The sequence below is a fragment of the Neisseria uirgultaei genome, from assembly GCF_962719845.1.
In the GTDB taxonomy this organism is placed as follows: Bacteria; Pseudomonadota; Gammaproteobacteria; order Burkholderiales; family Neisseriaceae; genus Neisseria; species Neisseria bergeri.
Genome location: NZ_CAUIYF010000015.1, coordinates 1 through 18,124, shown reverse-complemented (window position 1 = coordinate 18,124; position 18,124 = coordinate 1). Strand labels below are relative to the sequence as shown.

Genomic DNA, 18,124 nt, shown 5'->3' with positions numbered 1-18,124 from the left:
TACCCCCTTTATTTGTCTTCGGTAAACCAGTGTTCGCGTGCGGTCAGGATGACGGCTTTTGCGGTTTCTTCGTTTACACCGGTGATTTCAATCAGTTCGTCCACGGCAAGCTCTGCCAAGTCGTCGCGTGTGGTAATGCTGGCTTCGGCAAGGCTGCGGAGCATATCGGCATCTACGCCTTCGAGGTTGCGCATATCGTCGGATACTTCGCCCAGTTTTTCTTCGGCGGCAATCGCCATGGTCAGGATGGCATCGCGGGCGCGGTTGCGGAGCATATCGACGATTTCTTCGTCAAATCCTTCAATGGCAAGCAGTTCGGCGGCAGGAACATAGGCGACTTCTTCCAAGGTTGCAAAACCTTCTTGAACCAACACGTCGGCGGTTTCTTCATCCACATTCAAGTGATCCATAAACAGGCGGCGGATGGCGGCATCTTCTGCCGCATTGCGTTCGTCTGCCTCGGCGGAAGTCATAATGTTGAGCTGCCAGCCGGTCAGGTCGGAGGCGAGGCGGACGTTTTGACCGCCGCGTCCGATGGCGAGCGCGAGCTGGTCTTCGGCAACGATGACATCGACGGCGTGTTTGTCTTCGTCGATGACGATGCGGCTGACTTCGGCGGGGGAAAGCGCGCCCATAACGAATTGGGCAGGCTCAGGAGACCAGAGGACGACATCGATGCGTTCGCCGGACAATTCGTTGCTGACCGCGTTGACACGCGAACCGCGAACGCCGATACAGGTGCCTTGCGGATCGATGCGCTGGTCGTTGGCTTTGACGGCGACCTTGGCACGTTGTCCCGGGTCGCGGGCGACAGCGCGGATTTCAAGCATGCCGTCTGCAATTTCAGGTACTTCATTGGCGTACAGTTTGACGAGGAAATCGCCGGAAGTACGGCTCAGGATGACTTGTTTGCGGCCGGTGTTGCCGATTTCTTCGACGCGCAGGAAGAGGGCGCGGATGCGGTCGCCGCTGCGGAAGTTTTCGCGCGGAATCATTTGGTCGCGCGGAATCAGCGCGTCCAGTTTGCCGGCAACGACTTCGACGATGATGCCGTGGCGTTCGACGCGTTTGACCGTGCCGGACACGATGTCTTCTTTGACGGCGAGAAACTCGTTCAGATTCTGCTCGCGCTCGGCATCGCGGATGCGTTGCAGGATGATTTGTTTGGCGGTTTGCGCCGCTTGGCGGCCGAAGCCTTCGTTGGGCAGCTGCTCTTCGTAGTATTCGCCGATTTGGATGGCGGTGCCGGGAATTTCCTCTTGGATTTCCTCGATGGTTTTTTCGACATCGGGATAGGTATAGTCTTCATCGGCGACAATCAGCCAGCGGCGGAAGGTTTGGTATTCGCCGGTATCGCGGTTGATTTGGACGCGCACGTCCATGTGTTCGCGGTCTGCCTTTTTCTTGGCAGCGGTAGACAGGGCGAATTCCAGTGCTTGGAAGACGACTTCCGCATCAACGTTTTTTTCGCTTGCCAGTGCTTCTGCCAGCTGTAACATTTCACGACTCATTTTGAAAATCTCCAATATTGCTGTGTTTTAGAATTTGAATTCGGGGCGCAGGCGGGCTTTGTCGATGTTGTCCAACCCGATTTGCACGGTTTTGCCGTCGAAGGATACGGTAACGGTATCGTTTTCGCAGCCTTCGATTTTACCGATAAAGTTTTTTTGACCGTCTATCGGCAGGCGGGTTTTGATTTTTGCCTGCTGACCGGCAAAGCGCACGAAGTCGGCGGCTTTTTTCAAGGGGCGGTCGAGTCCGGGGCTGGAAATTTCCAGGTTTTTGTAGTCGATGTCTTCCACCATAAACACGCGGCTCAAATGGTTGCTGACGGTTGCGCAGTCTTCGACGGTAATGCCGCCTTCTTTGTCGATGAACACGCGCAATGTTCCTTGCGCGGTCAGTTCGAAATCGACCAGTTCGTAGCCCAGGCCGGGCAGGGTTTTTTCGAGGATGGTTTGAATATCCATGCTGCTCCCTATGTACATAATAAAAAAATGGCCCCGTGGCCATTTTTCGTCAAAGTTGAAAAATCGGCGTGATTATAACCGCTTTTGCGGAGAAATGAAAGTGTTGATTTATTTTGTGTTTTTGGGACGGAAAAAGCGGGTGTAAGGGAGGTTTGTAATGGGAAATCGTGAATATTGTTGACAAAACAAATGTATCTATTTGTCGTTGGCATGATTTTTATGTTTATAAATCAATATATTGATATTATTTTCCGTGTTCGGGCGGCATGGAATTTGGCGGAGGACAGGTATTTCCCATCCTTGCACAAAGCCTGCTGCAAGCCTAAAATCGGGCGGGTTATTGTTCAGAATCAGGGCTGCATCATGTCTCTTTATCCGATTTACAATTTTTCCGCCGGCCCCGCCGTATTGCCTGAAGCCGTGTTGGAAACGGCGCGGCAGGAAATGTCGGACTACAACGGTACGGGTTTTTCCGTGATGGAAATGAGCCACCGTTCGGAAATGTTTTTGAGCATCCTGCATCATGCGGAACAGGATTTGAGGCAGCTTTTGAAAGTGCCTGACAACTATAAGATATTGTTTCTGCAGGGCGGAGCAACAACCCAATTTAATATGGCAGCCATGAATCTGGCACACGGTTTCCGCACTGCCGACGCGGTGGTAACGGGCAACTGGAGCCGTATCGCTTATGAACAGATGAGCCGTTTGACCGATACGGAAATCCGTTTGGCGGCGCATGGGGGCGAGCAATTCGACTATCTCGACCTGCCGCCTGTGGAAACATGGGATGTTGCACCTGATTCGGCGTTTGTCCATTTTGCCGTCAATGAAACTGTCAACGGGCTGCAATACCGTGAAGTGCCGCGCCTTTCAGACGGCATGCCGCCGCTGGTGTGCGATATGTCCAGCGAGATTCTGTCGCGTGAGTTTGATGTTGCCGACTACGGACTGATTTACGCAGGCGCACAGAAAAACATCGGGCCGGCAGGGGTTACGGTGGTGATTATCCGCGAGGATTTGCTCGAGCGTTGTCCGAACGATATTCCCGATGTGTTCAACTACCGTTCACACATCAACCGCGACGGTATGTACAACACGCCTTCCACTTATGCAATTTATATGTCGGGCTTGGTGTTCCGCTGGCTGCAAACGCAGGGCGGCGTGAAAAAAATTGAAGCGGTCAATCGGCTGAAGGCGCAAACCTTGTATGAGACGATAGACGGCAGCGGCGGTTTTTATATCAACGATATCCATCCCGATGCGCGATCCAAAATGAACGTGGTCTTCAAAACTGAAAGCGAGGATTTGGACCGCCGCTTTGTGTTGGAAGCCGAGTTGCAGGGCTTGTGCCTGTTGAAGGGCTATAAGTCTGTCGGCGGGATGCGCGCCAGCATCTACAATGCGATGCCGCTCGAAGGTGTGAACGTGTTGGCGAACTTTATGAAGGATTTTCAACGGCGTTACGGTTGATGTCCAGATGCCGTCTGAAGCGGCTTCAGACGGCATCGGCTGTTTCGGTATTCTCCGGCGGCGTTTTGGAGGTGGTAAGATTGTGCTGCCGGCGGCTATCCGTCTTTTTCAATCCGGGCGTGATGCTGTTTGTGCCGGACTGTCCCGTCGGCGGCGCGGCTGGGTTTTTCCAATATGAAATGCCTTGCCCGCTTTTCCGGCAAGGGCGTTTGCCGCCCGGTTCGAATCTTGCTTCCGATGTTTTTATGTCTGCCGGACGTTTGAATGGCGGGCGGAAACCCCTGCATAGCCGCCGTTTTCTTGCTCTGCTTTGCTCCGTTGCATTATAATTAAGAATCTTTTTCAATAATCCGGATTCCGGATGCCTTTTCCAACCCTTATCCGACACATTCCAAATGATAAAACCGAACTTGAGGCCGAAGCTCGGCTCTTCCGTGCTGATTGCTTTCCTTTCCCTGTATTCTTCGCTGGTATTGAATTACGCCTTTTTTGCCAAAGTTGTCGAGCTTCATCCTTTTAACGGCACCGGGGCGGATATCTTCCTCTATACGATGCCGGTGGTGCTGTTTTTTTTAAGTAATTTCGTTTTTCACGTCATTGCTCTGCCTTTTGTGCATAAAGTGTTGATTCCGTTAATATTGGTTATCAGTGCGGCGGTGTCTTACCAAGAAATATTTTTCAATATCTATTTCAACAAGTCGATGTTGAATAATGTCTTGCAAACTACGGCTGCCGAAAGCGCGCGCCTGATTACGCCGGGTTATGTGCTGTGGATTGTATGTTTGGGCGTATTGCCCGCGCTGGCGTATATCGCCGTCAAGGTCAAATACCGCGTTTGGTATAAGGAGCTTTTGACGCGCCTTGTGCTTGCCGCCGTTTCCTTTTTGTGCGCGTTGGGCATCGCGATGTTGCAATATCAGGATTACGCCTCGTTTTTCCGCAACAATAAATCAGTAACCCATCTGATTGTGCCGTCTAATTTCATCGGCGCGGGCGTGTCGAAATACAAAGATTGGAAGCGTTCCAATATTCCTTATACGCAGTTGGATATGGCGGTCGTGCAAAACCGGCCGGTCGGCAGCCTGCGCCGTTTCGTGGTGCTGGTCGTGGGTGAGACCACGCGTGCCGCCAACTGGGGTTTGAACGGTTACAGCCGCCAAACTACGCCGCTGCTTGCCGCGCGCGGCGATGAAATTGTCAATTTCCCGCAGGTCAGAAGCTGCGGCACATCGACCGCGCACTCCCTGCCGTGTATGTTTTCAACCTTCGACCGCACGGATTATGACGAAATCAAAGCCGAACACCAAGACAACCTGCTGGACATCGTGCAGCGCGCCGGTGTGGAAGTTACCTGGTTGGAAAACGATTCCGGCTGCAAGGGCGTGTGCGGCAAAGTGCCGAATACCGACGTTACTTCGCTCAACCTGCCCGAATATTGCCGCAACGGCGAGTGCCTCGACAATATCCTGCTGACCAAGTTCGACGAGGCTCTCAACAAAAACGATAAAGACGCGGTTTTAATCCTGCATACCATCGGCAGCCACGGGCCGACATATTACGAACGCTATACCGAAGCCGAACGCAAATTCACGCCGACCTGCGACACCAACGAAATCGACAAATGCGCCCGCGCCACGCTGGTCAACACTTACGACAATACGGTTTTGTATGTGGACCAGTTTATCGACAAGGTTATCCGCAAACTTGAAAACCGCGACGATTTGGAAAGCGTGGTGCATTATGTTTCCGACCACGGCGAAAGTCTGGGCGAAAACGGGATGTACCTGCACGCCGCGCCTTACGCCATCGCGCCTTCCGGACAGACGCATATCCCGATGGTTATGTGGTTTTCCAAAGCCTTCCGCCAACACGGGGGCATAGATTTCCAATGCCTCAAACAAAAAGCGGCGGAAAACGAATATTCGCACGACCACTATTTCAGCACGGTATTGGGGCTGATGGACATTTCCAACAGCCAAACCTATCGGAAGGAAATGGATATATTGGCAGCCTGCCGCCGTCCGCGCTGATGCCGCATATGCCGTCTGAAGCCTTCAGACGGCATATGCGCCCGAAACACCCGACCGACGACCGGAGTATAACGATATGGATGCTTTAAAATTATTGACGAACCGCCGATCTTCCAAAAAACTGAAGCCCCCCGCCCCCGATGCGGCGGAGTTGGAAGAGATGTTGCAGGCGGCAACCCAAGTTCCCGATCACGGCAATATGCGCCCGTTCCGTTTTACCGTGATTCAGGGGGACACTGCTTTGCAGCGTTTCCGCAGTATTTTGGCGCAGACGGTTGACGCGTTGAATTTTGGCGCGGAGGCGTTGCAGAAGGCTGAAAAAGTGGGCAATATGGCGCCGATGGTTATTGGTGTAACGTTTGCGCCCAACCGCGATGTGCCTAAGCCGAAACCGGAATGGGAACAGATGCTGACGGCGGGTTGTGCGGCGTATGCGCTGCAACTGGCGGCAACGGCGCAAGGTTTCGACAATGTCTGGATAACGGGGATGTGGGTCAACAGCCCCTTGTTGCGGGAGGCTTTCGGTTGTGCGGATAAGGATAAAATCATCGGGCTGATGATGATCGGCACGCCGACAGAGGAAGCGCATAAGCCCAAGAATACCGATTTGGAAGCGTTTGTCAGCCATTGGTAAACGGAATCTCAAGCAAAATGCCGTCTGAAAGGCTTTCAGACGGCATTTTTCCATGCGTTTTAAACCGGATTCATGAAACGACCGATGCGTTCGGGGGAAATGTCGGGTGTCGCGCCATGTTCGGAGGCGACCAGCGCACCAAGCGCGCAGGAAAAGGCGAGGGCATATTGGGGTTCCGCGCGGTTGAGCAGCTGATAAATCAGACCGCCAAGGAAACTGTCTCCCGAGCCGACGGTATCGGCAACTTCGATTTTAAATCCGCCGTGTCGGAAAAATTCCCCGTTTTTGTACAGGACTGCGCCGTGGCTGCCCAAGGTTACGCAAAGAGTGTCTGTATCGGTCAGTTTTGCCAGATAAACGATGTTTTGCTCCAAACTGTGATAGGGCGATCCGTAAATCTTTGACAGTTCGTAGAGTTCGTCATCGTTGAGTTTGACGACATCAGCCTGTTTCATGGTTTCTAAAATCAGGGAAGCGTCGTAATGCGGTTTGCGCAGGTTGACATCGAAGATTTTGAATTTTGCCTGTTGCAGCAGGCTGTTTAAAGTTTTTCGGGAGGTTTCGTCGCGCATGGCCAGGCTGCCGAAAATAAAGGCATCGGATTGGGCAACGCGGTGCAGTGCTGCTTCTTCTGTCCGGATGCCGTCCCATGCACAGGGATGGACAATTTCGTAGGATGCGCTGCCTTGGGCATTCAGCGACACTTTAACCCGGCCGGTAGGATAATCCGGATGAATCTGGACAAAGTCGGAAACGATGTTCTTTTGTTGTATTTGTCGGACAAGTTCTTCTCCGTCGCCATCATTTCCCCTACTGCTGATAATGGCGGTATCCATACCGAGCGATTGTAATCTGTACAGCACGTTTAAAGGTGCGCCGCCCAAAATTTTTCCATCAGGGAAAGCATCCCACAGTATCTCGCCGAAGCCGGTAATTTTCATTGGATTTCCTTGGTTTGGATAAATAGTCGGAAAGTTTGACGGCTTTGAAGGCCGTCGCTGATCGGGAATGTAGTAATACTCCGAATGGGTTTTATAAATTTCGTTGGAAAAATAAAACGTTGTCGGTATTTTGACGGGTTTGCCGCAAAGGTGGTTTGATTCACCGCAAGATAATTTTGTTTTTTCCTACAAAATATTGCTTGAAATTGCAAGATGATGAAACAAAACTAGAATTTTCGGGCAAAAAACGGCGGTACTTTTCAGTACCGCCAAAGCTGCTTTGGTAATTGAAGGGGTTATCGGCTTGCGCAACGGAAGCCCAAGTTGTGCAAGACATATTTGGATTGCAGGCTGGTGCGGATGCCGTAGCGGAGGAAGGCGGCATAGTTGGACGAGTCGCTCGACCCGATAGACGCGCCGCTGCAAAACATTTGCGCGTTGGCATTGCCGGAAGAAAGCAGGCTGCTGTTGAAATCTTCCGTCCATTCCCAAATCAGACCGTGCATATCGTAAACGCCCCAGTAGTTCGGGCGGCCTTTGCCGACATCGTGCAGGCCTTTCCGTCCGCCGTCGGCATACCAATCGAGAATAGTGCGGTTGTAGCCGGGTTCGTTTGAGCCGTTTTTCTGCGTGGCGGAGGCAAGTCCGGCAAATTCCCATTCGTCGATGGTCGGCAGACGTTTGCCTTGTGCGGCGCAATAGGCGTTGGCGGCAAACCAAGAAACATTGGTTACCGGCTGTTTTAATTCGCCTGCCCTGGGTGCGTAGCTGTGGCTGCCGTTTTTCATCCAATGCTTCAGATAAGCGGGTTCTGCCTGTTTGGAACTGACCCTGCCTTTTTGCCATTGGGGGTGGCTGTTGACGAATTCGGCAAACTCGGCATTGGTAACGGGATATTTATCCAGTTTGAACGGTTTGACTTTAATCAGGCCGGTATCTTTTTTCAGATAAAGCGGGCGGTAGCTGCCGCCTTCGATTTGAACCATTTCGGCAGACGCCGCTTGAGTGCCGGCGAGTGCCGCACAGAGAAAGAGTAACCGGGCAAACTTCATATTATGCCTCCTGACAGGCGGTTAAAATTGATTTTTCAGACGGCATTTTAAACGAAAAGCTGCGAATGCCGTCTGAAGAATCAATCTTCCGAAAGGAAAGATTGGTTGTTAAAAAACCACTGCCGTGCGTAATGAAGTACGGCGGCAGTGGTTTGTCCCGCTAATGACGGGTATCCGGTTTAATAAACGCTTTTTTCGGATGCAGAGGCTGCCGGGGCAGAAGCAGCCGGTGCGGAAGCAGCAGAGGCTGAAGCCGCGCCGCTGCCGGCGTAAGCGGTATCACTCAATTTTTGAGTCATAATTTCAGGGTTTTCCGCACCCTCTACTTTCAATTGACCCAGTGCGCCTTTGTTGAATGCGCGGAAGATAGAGTGGTCAACCAAAGTGTAGCTGCCCGGGATGTCGACTTTGAATTCGACGATGGCAGAGCCGCCAGCAGGAACGATGGTGCTTTGTACGTTTTCGTTAATCAGTTTGCCGCCTTCAACATAAACTTTGTCGAAGATTTCACCGATGACGTGGAAGGAAGATACCAAGTTAGGACCACCGTTACCAACGTACATACGTACAGTTTCGCCTGCTTTGGCTTTCAGGGCGTTGTCGCCGGCGATAGCACCTACGTGACCGTTAAATACAACGTATTCAGGTTGTTCGGCGATGGCTTTGTCCATATCGAACGGTTGCAGGCCTTGCGCGCCTTTTTTGCCTTTGGTGTAGAAGTCGCCTTGGACGATGTAGAACTCTTTATCCACTTTCGGCAGACCTTCTTTAGGCTCGACCAAAATCAGACCGTACATACCGTTGGCGATGTGCATACCGACCGGCGCGACGGCGCAGTGGTAGATGTACAGGCCAGGTTGCAGGGCTTTGAAGCTGAATGTGGAAGTACGGCCCGGAGCGGTAAAGGTTGCGGCCGCGCCGCCGCCTTGGCCGGTAGCTGCGTGGAAGTCAACGTTATGAGGAACGGTAGAAGAAGGATTGTTAGAGAATTCTACTTCTACGGTATCACCTTCGCGTACGCGAATCATGCGGCCCGGAACGTCGCCGTCAAATGTCCAGTAGCGGTATTCCACACCGTCGTCCATTTTCATGGTTTTTTCGACGGTTTCCATTTTCACGCGTACTTTGGCAGGGTAGTCGCGGTCGATTGCAGGAGGTACTTCGGGAGCGTGTGTGGTAACCGCATCGATAACGGGCAGTTCGCCTGCCGGAGTTTCGGCGGCAGCTTGTGCGGCGGAACTTGCGGCTTCTGCGGAAGCGGCAGGGGTTTCGGCAGGAGCTTGAGCAGCTTGTTCGCCACCGCAGGCGGCTAAAGCAAACATAGAAGCGATAATTGCAGCTAAGGCTTGGCGTTTCATGATGTTTTCCTTTTGTAAGAAAAGTAAATTGTCCTGAAAGGATTGGTTAAGAACTTGGTGTGATTATGCGGTTGCCCCATTACGGGCATTTTGATTTAAGTCAAATAATTCATAAAATATGAACTTAAAATGATACTTCTAATACTTTATAACTACTAAAAATTACAATGAATAGGCTGATTTGCCAGGGCTTCGGCAGAGCAGGCAAAGGCAGGGCGATTACCGAGCAAAGAATAATGATAGTTATTATCATATATGTATTTGTTTTATATGTGCGTTTGTTTGAACAAATGTTTATTTGCGCGGTAAACCGTGCTACAATCTTTAACATTCATATTCTGTGAATTTTAAACAACTGCTTTATTAAAAGGAGCTCTCAAAATGGGACAGTACAAGAAGCTGTGGTACTTGCTGTTTGCCGTTCTGGCAGTATGCTTTACCATTCTTGGCTATATGGGCAGCGAGGTTTATAAGAAAGCCCCGCCTTACCCCGAACAGGTCGTTTCCGCATCAGGCAAAGTGCTGATGACGAAAGACGATATTTTGGCAGGTCAGTCTGCGTGGCAGAGTACCGGCGGTATGGAAGTCGGTTCGATTCTGGGTCACGGCGCATATCAGGCTCCGGACTGGACGGCCGACTGGCTGCATCGTGAATTGTCCGCTTGGTTGGATTTGACCGCGCAACAGACTTACGGCAAAAAATTCGATGAAGTTTCCCCTGAAGAACAAGCTGTTCTGAAAACCCGCCTGGCTGACGAATACCGCAACCAAAGCCGCGTGAAGGAAGACGGTTCTGTAGTCATCAGCGATACGCGCGTGAAAGCCATCGAAAGCATCCTGCCTTACTACCACGGTGTTTATGGCGACGATCCCGCACTGCAAACCACCCGCGAACACTTTGCAATGAAAAACAACACATTGCCAAGCAAAGAAGCGCGTGAAAAACTGTTCGACTTCTTCTTTTGGACTTCTTGGTCTGCTTCGACCAACCGTCCCGGCGAAGTCTTTACCTACACCAACAACTGGCCGCACGAGCCTTTGATCAACAACGTACCGACTACTGAAAACTACATGTGGTCGTTTACCAGTGTTGTACTGCTCTTGATGGGTATCGGTTTGCTGATGTGGGGTTATTCCTTCCTGACCAAACACGAAGAAGTGGAAGTGCCGTCTGAAGACCCGATTTCCAAAATCCAACTGACCCCTTCGCAAAAAGCATTGGGCAAATACGTCTTCCTGACGGTTGCCCTGTTTGTGGTACAAGTATTGCTGGGCGGTCTGACCGCGCACTACACCGTCGAAGGTCAGGGTTTCTACGGCATCGATGAGGCGTTGGGCTTTGAAATGTCCGACTGGTTCCCCTACGCCCTGACCCGTACTTGGCACATCCAATCCGCCATCTTCTGGATTGCAACCGGCTTTTTGACGGCAGGTTTGTTCCTTGCTCCGATTGTCAACGGCGGCAAAGATCCCAAGTTCCAACGTGCAGGCGTGAACTTCCTGTATATCGCCCTCTTCATCGTGGTCGGCGGTTCTTACGCGGGCAACTTCTTTGCGTTGACGCACATCCTTCCCCCCGAATTTAACTTCTGGTTCGGACACCAAGGTTACGAATACCTCGATTTGGGACGTTTCTGGCAACTCCTTTTGATGGTCGGTCTGCTGTTGTGGCTGTTCCTGATGTTGCGCTGCACGGTTTCCGCCTTCAAAGAAAAAGGCGTGGACAAAAACCTGCTGGCAATCTTTGTCGCTTCTATGGTCGGCGTGGGCGTGTTCTACGCACCGGGTCTGTTCTATGGCGAAAAATCCCCGATTGCCGTAATGGAATACTGGCGTTGGTGGGTGGTTCACCTGTGGGTGGAAGGCTTCTTTGAAGTATTTGCCACTGCCGCCTTTGCCTTTGTCTTCTACAATATGGGCTTTGTCCGCCGCAGTACCGCCACTGCCTCCACTTTGGCCGCTGCCGCCATCTTTATGTTGGGCGGCGTTCCCGGTACGCTGCACCACCTGTACTTCTCCGGCTCTACCTCCGCCTCTATGGCAATCGGTGCCTGTTTCTCCGCTTTGGAGGTAGTACCGCTGGTGTTGCTGGGCCGTGAAGCATACGAGCACTGGTCTTACCAACACCTGTCCGACTGGGCGAAACGCCTGCGTTGGCCGCTGATGTGCTTCGTTGCAGTCGCCTTCTGGAACATGATTGGTGCCGGTGTATTCGGTTTTCTGATTAACCCGCCGATTTCCCTGTTCTATATCCAAGGTTTGAATACTTCTGCTGTTCATGCGCACGCTGCCTTGTTCGGTGTGTACGGTTTCTTGGCATTGGGCTTCGTATTGTTGGTTGCGCGCTACTTGAAACCGAACGCGCAGTTTGACGACAAACTGATGACTTGGGGCTTCTGGCTGCTCAACGGCGGCTTGGTCGGCATGATTGCCATCAGCCTGCTGCCTGTCGGCGCGATTCAGGCATACGCCTCCATCACGCACGGTCTGTGGTATGCCCGCAGCGAAGAATTCCTGCAAATGGAAATCCTCGACACCCTGCGCTGGGTTCGTACTGCTGCCGACTTGATCTTTATCGGCGGTGCAATCTGTGTCGCCATCCAAGCCACTAAAATCGTATTCGGCCGCGACAAATAAGTTTTAGCCTGAAAATGGAAACCGCACCTGCCATCAGGTGCGGTTTTTTTACAGGAAAATGCCGTCTGAAGGCTTCAGACGGTATTTGTCCGTTTGCGGGTTTATTCCGAAATATCGGCAACACCGCTTTCGGGGAAGATAGGCAAATCCGGCGGCGGGAGCAGGGTATCCAAAGTTAGGGCGGACGCATCGAGTGTCGGATAGCCTTCAAACGCGACCAAATAACCGCCGTTTCCGCTCATACGGATTCGGGCGTGCGCGCCCAAGGGGAAAGTAATTTTGTCGGCAATGTGCCCGAAGGGAAAGCCCGTCAGCACGGGGATTTTCGCCGTGCGCGAAATATGCTTGGCAACGGCGGAAAAATCATAAGACGGATCGTACACGTCGCGGATATTGCCCATGCGGAAATTGCCGAACACGATGGCGCGCTGTTTCTTCAAAATACCCGAAAGATACAGCGTATTGAGCATACGTTCGATGCGGTAGGGCTGTTCGCCGACATCTTCGAGGAACAAAATGCCGCCGTCGATGTCGGGCATATAAGGCGTACCGGCGAGCGAGGCAAGGACGCTTAAGTTGCCGCCCCACAACGTGCCTTCGGTTTCGACATCGGCGCGTTGGATATAAGGAACATCAACGGTCAGGCGGTTTTGGGTTACCCCCTTGATAAAGGCATCCATTGTAAACACGCTGGGGGAGGGTTTGCCGAATTCGCTGTATGCCATCGGACCGGCAAAACTCATCATATTTCCTTTTGCCAAGAGTGCCAGCTGGACGGCGCAAACATCGCTGAAGCCGAAAAACAGCGTACCACGTTCGCGCATTCTTGCGCCGAGTGAGGCAAAATCGATATGCGGCAGAATGCGTGCCGCACCATAACCGCCGCGCAAACCCATCAGAACTTTCGGCATGGCAACGCGGCCGGAGGCGACCTCTTGGAAATCTGCCGCGCGTTGCGCGTCCGTGCCTGCAAACCGCTGAAAACGGCGGCTGCCCGCCTGTTGGTTGGTTACGGTAAAACCTGCATTGTAAAGGCGGGTTAAGGCTGTGTTGACGCGGTTGATGTCTTCGGCAAAGCCTGAGGAGGCGACAATACGCAGAAGATTGTCGGCAGAGTTGGAATGGCGTGGTGGTTTGGGGTACACGGTTCGGGCTTTCGCAACAGGGTGAGAGGGCGCGGATGGGACATTGTTTGAAGCAGGCGAAGTACCGCAAGCCTGAAGCAGTCCTGCGCCTGCGGCGGCAGTGCAGGTTTTCAGGAAACGGCGGCGAGAGGTCGGTTCGGTCATAATTTCCCTTTCATACGGTTTCAGACGGCATCGGCGGGCTTAAAGCAGCTTTTTAAGCTGTTCCGTCCAATCTTGCGGCAGGGTCATACCGTGTTTCCGGACGGGGTTTGCCCAAATCGGCGCGGGGAAAGACGCATCGTTTTCAAAGCGGGCGATAATATGCCAATGCAGGTGCGGCACGACATTGCCCAAGCTGGCGAGGTTGATTTTGGCAGGGCGCAGAACTTGGCGCATAGCGGCTTCGACTTTGTACACCATTTCCATCAATTCGCCGCGTTCGGCAGCCGAAAGGTCGGTCATTTCGGCAATATGCTTACGCCAAATGACGCGGCAGAATGCAGGCGAACCGCTGTCGTTATGGATGGCGATGACGCGCAGCTTGGGGGTTTGCAGCAAAACGTCTTCATTTTGCGCCGTGCAGATGGGGCAGGGTTGGGCGGTCATTTTTCCTTATTCCTGAAAGTGTTTAAAAAACGGTAGGATAATTTCTGATATAGTGGATTAAATTTAAATCAGGACAAGGCGACGAAGCCGCAGACAGTACAAGACAGTACGGCAAGGCGAGGCAACGCCGTACTGGTTTAAATTTAATCCACTATAGTCTAATTTGTCTGTCCGCATTGCCGCTAATTGTACCACTTCATCGTGTTTCCTTTTCGGTTGAAACCCCGCCCTTTAGGGTGGTAAGATCAGACTTTATAGTGGATTAAATTTAAATCAGGACAAGGCGACGAAGCCGCAGACAGTACAAATAGTACGGCAAGGCGAGGCAACGCTGTACTGGTTTAAATTTAATCCACTATATTTGGGAGGGGCGTAACCCCTCCCAATCAGGGCAACATAATAGGGCGACGCTTTATGTGTCGTCCTGTGTGTTGAAACATATCGGACGCGTTTGAACAGTTGTGCGGCAAACTGTTTTAGCGGCAGGCAAGAGATGCCGCCTGATGCTCATTGTCCGTCATTCCCACACAGGCAGTTGCTACAGTTACTGAAGCCCCTTAGCCGTCGCGCAGGCAGTTGCTACGGTTACTAAATTCCCGTCATTCCCTCAAAAACAGAAAACCAAAATCAGAAACCTAAAATCCTGTCATTCCCGCGCAGGCGGGAATCTAGGTCTGTCGGCACAGAAACTTATCGGGTAAAACGGTTTCTTTAGATTTTATGTTCTGGATTCCCGCTTTCGCGGGAATGACGGCGGGAGAACAATGCCGTCTGAAGCCCGACAAAGCCACCAATGCCGTCTGAAACCTCGTCATTCCCCTGCTGTCCGCAACCTTTCGTCATTCCCGTGAAAACGGGAATCTAGAACTTCAAACTTTCAGATAATTTTTGAATATTGCCGTTGCCCGACGTTCTGGATTCCCGCTTTTGCGGGAATGACGGCAGAGCGGTTTCTGTTGCTCCCGATAAATGCCGCAATCTCAAATCCCGTCATTCCCTCAAAAACAGAAAACCAAAATCAGAAACCTAAAATCCTGTCATTCCCGCGCAGGCGGGAATCTAGGTCTGTCGGCACAGAAACTTATCGGGTAAAACGGTTTCTTTAGATTTTATGTTCTAGATTCCCGCTTTCGCGGGAATGACGGGGCGGGCGGATGCCGTCTGAAACCCCGTGATTCCTACAACTTTTCGTCATTCCCGTGAAACCGGGAATCTAGAACTTTTAAATTTTCAGACGGCATTTTCTTGCCGGAGCGGCAATCAGGAAAACTGTGCCGCGCCACGGTTTGCCAAATCGTCGGCGCGTTCGTTTTCCGCGTGTCCCGCGTGTCCTTTTACCCAAGTCCAACTGATTTGATGCTGTCCGACCAAAGCGTCGAGTTCTTTCCACAAATCGTCGTTTTTGACGGGCTGTTTGGCGGCGGTTTTCCAGCCGTTGCGCTTCCAACCGTGTATCCAGTTTTCCATGCCGTTTTTGACGTATTGCGAGTCGGTGCAGATGATGACGGTGCAGCGGCGTTTGAGCGATTTCAGCCCTTCGATGACGGCGGTCAGCTCCATGCGGTTGTTGGTGGTTTGCGCTTCGCCGCCGAAAAGTTCTTTTTCGTGGCTGCCGTAGCGCATCAACACGCCCCAGCCGCCCGCGCCGGGATTGCCTTTGCACGCGCCGTCGGTGTAGAGGTAAACGGGTGTGTCCATATCGTGCCTTTGTGTGGTGTCCGGCGTGATTATAAGCGGTTTGTGCGCAGTGCCGTCTGAAAGATTGCGGCGGATTGAAATAGGCATATAATGTGCAACTTTATTTTTGAATATGAAGGAGCGGATAGTGGGTCAAAGTGGCGAATTGTTTTGTTTCGGGCAAATGCCCGTGTGGAAGGCGGAAAACCTGCCGGAAGTTTTGTTGTCGGGCTATTCGTCTGAGGAAGGGGAGTGGGTCTGCCTGAATGTGTTGCAGGGCGATGTCGAAGTCCGCACGCAGGACGGGTCGGCGGAGGTTTGGTCGGCGGAAAGCGGCGATTGCGTGTTTGCGCCGCAGCAGGTGTTTTCGGTCAAACCGAAAACGGACGATGCCGAAATCCGTTTGTCGCTGTATTGCGCGGCGGCAGATTATTTTCACAAAAAATACGGCATGAGTGCCACGCATTCTGCGGTCGCGGCGGCACAGGATACCGTACCGGCGGGCAGGGCGTTGGATATGGGCTGCGGACAGGGGCGCAACGCGCTGTTCCTCGGCTTGAAGGGGTTTGACGTAACCGCCGCCGATTGCAATCCCGCCGCCTTGGCAAACGTGGCGGAGCTGGCAGAGGCGGAGGGTTTGAACGTCCGCACGCTGGAATATGATTTGAACGCCGCCGCCCTTCAGGGCGAGTTTGATTATATTGTGGCAACAGTGGTGCTGATGTTCCTGATGCCGCAGCGCGTGCCCGACGTGATTGCCGATATGCAGGCGCATACGGCGGCGGGCGGGTACAACTTAATCGTATCGGCAATGGATACGGCGGATTTCCCCTGCCCGATGCCGTTTCCCTTCAAATTTAAAGAGGGCGAGCTGAAGGATTATTATCAGGATTGGGAGCTGGTCGAATACAAAGAAGAATTGGGCGCGATGCACGCCAAAGACGAAAACGGCAACCCGATACGGTTTAAATTTGTAACCATGCTGGCGAAAAAGCCTGAATAATCCTCAAAAATGCCGTCTGAACATTTTGTTTCAGACGGCATTTTTACGGTTAGTCCCGATACGCCCAATGATTGACCGGCCCGTGTCCCGCGCCGATTTCCAAAGGGTTTGAGATTGCCGCCGTGATATAGGCCTTGGCAGTCTGTACGGCTTCGCAAACGTCCGAGCCTTTTGCCAACTCGGCGGTAATGCAGGCGGAAAACGTGCAGCCTGTGCCGTGCGTGTGGGCGGTCGGAAAGCGCGGGCTGTCCAATTCCAGCGTTTCATTTTGCGTAAACAGCCAATCCGTGCAGCGTCCGCTGCTGCTGCCGTGCAAATGTCCGCCTTTGATAACGACATTTTTGACACCGTAATCAAGCAGGATTTTTGCCGCACGTTCCGCATCTTTACGGCTTTTGATACGCACGCCCGTCAAGGCTTCCGCTTCGGGCAGGTTGGGGGTCAATACATCCGTATCTGGAAGCAGCAGGCGCGTCAGTGCCGCAACGGCGGAATCCTGCAACAGCGGCGCACCGCCTTTGGCAATCATCACAGGGTCGAGTACGCGTTTGCCGAAGTCGCAGTGTTTCAGGCTGTCGGCAACGCATTCGATGATTTCCGCCGTGCCGAGCATACCGATTTTGTAGGCGCGGATGTCAAAGTCTTCCCTGATTGCTTGGATTTGTGCGGTGATGGTTTCGGTCGGGACGAGGTGCACCGCCGACACGCCCAAAGTATTTTGCGCGGTAACGGCGGTAATGACGCACGTTCCGAACACGCCGCGCATCTGAAACGTTTTCAAATCCGCCTGAATGCCCGCACCGCCGCCCGAATCCGAACCGGCAATGCTTAGGGACTGTACGAAAGAGCCTTTCATTATGTTTCCTTTTCGGTTGAAACCCCGCCCTTTGGGGTAGAATCAGACTTTGTTTGGAAGGGGTGTAACCCCTTCCAAATCAGGACGGCACATAGGGCGGTGCTTTATGTGTCGTCCTGTGTGTTGAAACATTTGTTCCTCCTTAATATTGCGTCCGACCAAAAGGGCTTCTGCCTGTAAAAAAGCACGGCAATGCCGTCTGAAAACCGCAGCGCGGGGTTTGTGGTGCATTATATGTCGTATTGCAGGACAAGGCACAGGGCAGGGCGGCGGGGTGCATCGTAGCAACTGTATTTTTGTCCGACTGGGTGAAAAATACAGTTGCTACACCCACTGATAATGAAAAAAGAGGGCAATGCCGTCTGAACCGCGTGTTGCGGCGAGTATAAACCGACACGCTTCATTCGTCATTCCCGCAAAAACAGAAACCTAAAATTCCGTCATTCCCGCGAAAGCGGGAATCTAGTGTGTTCGGTTTCGGTTTTTTTTTGGGTTTCGGGTAATTTCCAAATCGTCATTCCCACGAAAGTGGGAATCCAGACCATTGGGCGGCGGCAATATTCAAAAATTATCTGAAAGTTTGAGGTTCTAGATTCCCGCTTTCGCGGGAATGACGAAAAATTGCGGGAATGACGAAAAATTACGGGAATGACGACTCATAATAAAAAAACCTGCTTGAAACAAGCAGGTTTTTGAATTGGCACGCCCACGGGGATTCGAACCCCGGTTGCCGCCGTGAAAGGGCAGTGTCCTAGGCCTCTAG

15 protein-coding genes and 2 pseudogenes are annotated in these 18,124 nt (G+C 52.3%); 7 read left to right on the top strand and 10 right to left on the bottom strand.

The window, feature by feature from the left end; translation table 11 throughout:
* Nucleotides 1-8: 8 nt before the first annotated feature.
* The gene (nusA, locus tag Q9J32_RS08555; RefSeq protein WP_301884979.1) at nucleotides 9-1,511 is read right to left on the bottom strand and encodes a transcription termination factor NusA; all 1,503 of its coding nucleotides are present in this window, start codon (nucleotides 1,509-1,511) and stop codon (nucleotides 9-11) included.
* A 27-nt stretch (nucleotides 1,512-1,538) separates the two neighbouring features.
* Nucleotides 1,539-1,970, bottom strand: coding sequence for a ribosome maturation factor RimP (gene rimP / locus Q9J32_RS08550; RefSeq protein ID WP_164728386.1), 432 nt, complete (start codon nucleotides 1,968-1,970; stop codon nucleotides 1,539-1,541).
* A gap of 363 nt (nucleotides 1,971-2,333) precedes the next feature.
* Here rimP and serC point away from each other — a divergent pair, with 363 nt between their 5' ends.
* The 4 genes and pseudogenes from serC (at nucleotide 2,334) to Q9J32_RS08535 (ending at nucleotide 6,104) form a co-directional block, all read left to right on the top strand.
* Complete coding sequence (gene serC, locus Q9J32_RS08545; RefSeq protein WP_301884981.1) at nucleotides 2,334-3,440, top strand: phosphoserine transaminase; 1,107 nt, start codon at nucleotides 2,334-2,336, stop codon at nucleotides 3,438-3,440.
* Nucleotides 3,440-3,773, top strand: a pseudogene (locus Q9J32_RS10125) (hypothetical protein). Before serC ends, Q9J32_RS10125 begins: the two are co-directional and overlap by 1 nt.
* A 62-nt stretch (nucleotides 3,774-3,835) precedes the next feature.
* Nucleotides 3,836-5,470, top strand: a complete 1,635-nt coding sequence (locus Q9J32_RS08540; protein WP_301884983.1) for a phosphoethanolamine transferase — start codon at nucleotides 3,836-3,838, stop codon at nucleotides 5,468-5,470.
* Between the two features lie 76 nt (nucleotides 5,471-5,546).
* Nucleotides 5,547-6,104: a nitroreductase family protein gene (locus Q9J32_RS08535; RefSeq protein WP_118793182.1), complete on the top strand. Its 558-nt coding sequence runs from the start codon at nucleotides 5,547-5,549 to the stop codon at nucleotides 6,102-6,104.
* A 59-nt stretch (nucleotides 6,105-6,163) separates the two neighbouring features.
* Here Q9J32_RS08535 and Q9J32_RS08530 read toward each other — a convergent pair whose 3' ends face one another.
* The 3 genes from Q9J32_RS08530 to nirK form a co-directional block, all read right to left on the bottom strand.
* The gene (locus Q9J32_RS08530; protein ID WP_301884985.1) at nucleotides 6,164-7,045 is read right to left on the bottom strand and encodes a carbohydrate kinase family protein; all 882 of its coding nucleotides are present in this window, start codon (nucleotides 7,043-7,045) and stop codon (nucleotides 6,164-6,166) included.
* 296 nt (nucleotides 7,046-7,341) lie between these two features.
* Nucleotides 7,342-8,097, bottom strand: a complete 756-nt coding sequence (locus tag Q9J32_RS08525) for a formylglycine-generating enzyme family protein (protein WP_301668034.1) — start codon at nucleotides 8,095-8,097, stop codon at nucleotides 7,342-7,344.
* Between the two features lie 179 nt (nucleotides 8,098-8,276).
* Nucleotides 8,277-9,455: a copper-containing nitrite reductase gene (gene nirK, locus Q9J32_RS08520; RefSeq protein ID WP_301884986.1), complete on the bottom strand. Its 1,179-nt coding sequence runs from the start codon at nucleotides 9,453-9,455 to the stop codon at nucleotides 8,277-8,279.
* A 381-nt stretch (nucleotides 9,456-9,836) separates the two neighbouring features.
* On the opposite strand from nirK, the gene Q9J32_RS08515 reads away from it, so the two are divergent.
* Nucleotides 9,837-12,092 (top strand): nitric-oxide reductase large subunit, encoded by a 2,256-nt coding sequence (locus Q9J32_RS08515; protein ID WP_301884988.1) that lies wholly within the window; start codon nucleotides 9,837-9,839, stop codon nucleotides 12,090-12,092.
* A 101-nt stretch (nucleotides 12,093-12,193) separates the two neighbouring features.
* Here the strand turns inward: Q9J32_RS08515 and Q9J32_RS08510 are convergent, their stop codons facing one another.
* Both Q9J32_RS08510 and Q9J32_RS08505 read right to left on the bottom strand, forming a co-directional pair.
* Nucleotides 12,194-13,381: an LD-carboxypeptidase gene (locus tag Q9J32_RS08510; protein ID WP_301884990.1), complete on the bottom strand. Its 1,188-nt coding sequence runs from the start codon at nucleotides 13,379-13,381 to the stop codon at nucleotides 12,194-12,196.
* 39 nt (nucleotides 13,382-13,420) lie between these two features.
* The gene (locus Q9J32_RS08505) at nucleotides 13,421-13,825 is read right to left on the bottom strand and encodes an HIT family protein (RefSeq protein ID WP_301884992.1); all 405 of its coding nucleotides are present in this window, start codon (nucleotides 13,823-13,825) and stop codon (nucleotides 13,421-13,423) included.
* A 253-nt stretch (nucleotides 13,826-14,078) separates the two neighbouring features.
* Between Q9J32_RS08505 and Q9J32_RS08495 the strand changes: the two are divergent.
* Nucleotides 14,079-14,189: pseudogene (locus tag Q9J32_RS08495) on the top strand (IS5/IS1182 family transposase); the annotation flags it as partial.
* A gap of 347 nt (nucleotides 14,190-14,536) precedes the next feature.
* Here Q9J32_RS08495 and Q9J32_RS08490 read toward each other — a convergent pair.
* Together Q9J32_RS08490 and rnhA are read right to left on the bottom strand one after the other, a co-directional pair.
* Nucleotides 14,537-14,668, bottom strand: coding sequence for a hypothetical protein (locus tag Q9J32_RS08490; RefSeq protein WP_301884994.1), 132 nt, complete (start codon nucleotides 14,666-14,668; stop codon nucleotides 14,537-14,539).
* Between the two features lie 417 nt (nucleotides 14,669-15,085).
* Nucleotides 15,086-15,523: a ribonuclease HI gene (gene rnhA, locus Q9J32_RS08485; RefSeq protein ID WP_301668030.1), complete on the bottom strand. Its 438-nt coding sequence runs from the start codon at nucleotides 15,521-15,523 to the stop codon at nucleotides 15,086-15,088.
* 112 nt (nucleotides 15,524-15,635) lie between these two features.
* On the opposite strand from rnhA, the gene tehB reads away from it, so the two are divergent.
* Nucleotides 15,636-16,505, top strand: coding sequence for an SAM-dependent methyltransferase TehB (gene tehB / locus Q9J32_RS08480; protein ID WP_301884998.1), 870 nt, complete (start codon nucleotides 15,636-15,638; stop codon nucleotides 16,503-16,505).
* A gap of 49 nt (nucleotides 16,506-16,554) precedes the next feature.
* Here tehB and thiD read toward each other — a convergent pair whose 3' ends face one another.
* A complete protein-coding gene (thiD, locus tag Q9J32_RS08475; RefSeq protein WP_301884997.1) occupies nucleotides 16,555-17,361 on the bottom strand; it encodes a bifunctional hydroxymethylpyrimidine kinase/phosphomethylpyrimidine kinase in 807 nt (268 codons plus the stop codon).
* Between the last annotated feature and the right edge of the window lie 763 nt (nucleotides 17,362-18,124).